This is a genomic window from Lactobacillus sp. A27 (genome assembly GCF_016742815.1).
In the GTDB taxonomy this organism is placed as follows: Bacteria; Bacillota; Bacilli; order Lactobacillales; family Lactobacillaceae; genus Lactobacillus; species Lactobacillus gallinarum.
On the sequence record NZ_JAEHNT010000024.1, the window covers coordinates 1 to 1,664 of the forward strand.

The following is a 1,664-nucleotide window of genomic DNA, read 5'->3' on the forward strand; positions in this document are numbered from 1 at the left end:
CAATGTCATTAAGTTAAGACATTGACAATTAAGGGTGCTTTTTTAGAGATCGAATCATTTGGATTCGATCTCTTTTTTTGTATAAAATAAAGGCGAAAAGACCTGCCTTTTCGCCTATCTTATATATTTTAAACCTTCAAAATTATTGCCAGAAAGCTGGTGTTAATTATGAAAGCCCTTCATAAGAATATTCTAGAACGTCTTGATCAAATTATCAATAATACTGGGGATCATATTCACGATTTTATTAATAATCCTCATGCTTTTACCAGGAAACGCACTTTAGATGCAGCGACAGTCCTTAAAACTACAATTAACATGCAAGGTCAGAATTTAAACAGTGAACTCTTTAGAGCTTTTGGCAAAGATGCAACTAAAAAGAACGATAAAGTAGTTAGTACTTCTGCCTATGTTCAACGCAAAAGCCAGCTTTCTCCTGCTTGTTTTAAACATATTCTGACTGTTTTTAATCAAAATCTATTTAATATTCAACTTTTTGATCATCACTACCGTTTGTTTGCCATTGATGGCTCTGACTTTAATCAAATCTGGAATCCGAAATCGAATAACATTGTACAAGCTTCTTCTCATAAAAAGAAACCCTATTGTCAAATTCACGTTAATGCCTTATATGATCTATTGAATAATACCTACCAGGATTGTATTTTTCAGCCTAAATCAGAAATGGATGAACGCAAAGCGGCTGTTCAAATGCTTAAAGCTTTGAATTGTGGTCCATATATTGTAACAATGGATCGTGGCTACACTAGTTTCAATATGATTGAAAACTGCAATCGCCTGCCTAACTGTCATTACATAATACGAACTAAGGCTGGAAAAGGCGGAGTTAAAGAAATAACGACATTGCCTGATCAAGAATGTGATCGTGAGATTTCCTGCCTGGTAACTACTTCTAACTATTACTACATCACGCATAAAGCCAGTGAGAATATTCACCATGTCCAGCATTATTATCGCCAATATATTAAGTATCGCTCTAAAAATACCCAGGATCTAAGCTGGGATTTTGGCGAGTTATGCACAATAAAATTTCGAGCCTGCAAATTTAGAATTAATGATGCCAAATCAGGCAAAGAAGAATGGGAAGTTGTGCTAACCAATCTTGATCGAAAAAATTATCCGCTAAAAAGAATTAAAGAGCTTTATCATCTGCGTTGGGGTATTGAGACCTCCTTCAAGAAATTGAAGTATTCTTTAGGCAGCGTACAGTTCCATTCCAAACAAGATAAATTTATTGAAATGGAAATTTATGCCCATATGATTATGTTTAATGCAATCAGTCAAATTGATGCACAGGCCTATATTCCGCAAAAGCATTGCAAGTATCAATATGCCATCAATTTCAAGCAATCATGCTTGATTATTCAGAGCATGTATTTAGCTTCTTCTTTAACGCAAGATTTTGAACGGATCCTTATTCAGATCAGCTATTATACCATTCCAATTAGACCAGGCCGCAAGGACAAGAGAAATATTAAGCCCAAATCAGCTGTATATTATTTATATCGCGTAGCTTAAAAAAGCAGAATCTGTGCTATGCCTTATTTGTTGTACGAAAAAAGCACCAATTTAACCAATTAAATGTTAAATCAGTGCTTTAAAAGTCTAATATTAATTGTCAATGTCTTAACTTAATGACATTG

At 34.3% G+C, this 1,664-nt stretch carries 1 protein-coding gene; it reads left to right on the forward strand.

The genetic code is table 11. The features are described from left to right. The first annotated feature begins 168 nt into the window (after positions 1-168). Positions 169-1,539, forward strand: coding sequence for an IS4 family transposase (locus JEM49_RS04330; RefSeq protein WP_087301119.1), 1,371 nt, complete (start codon positions 169-171; stop codon positions 1,537-1,539). Positions 1,540-1,664 lie beyond the last annotated feature (125 nt).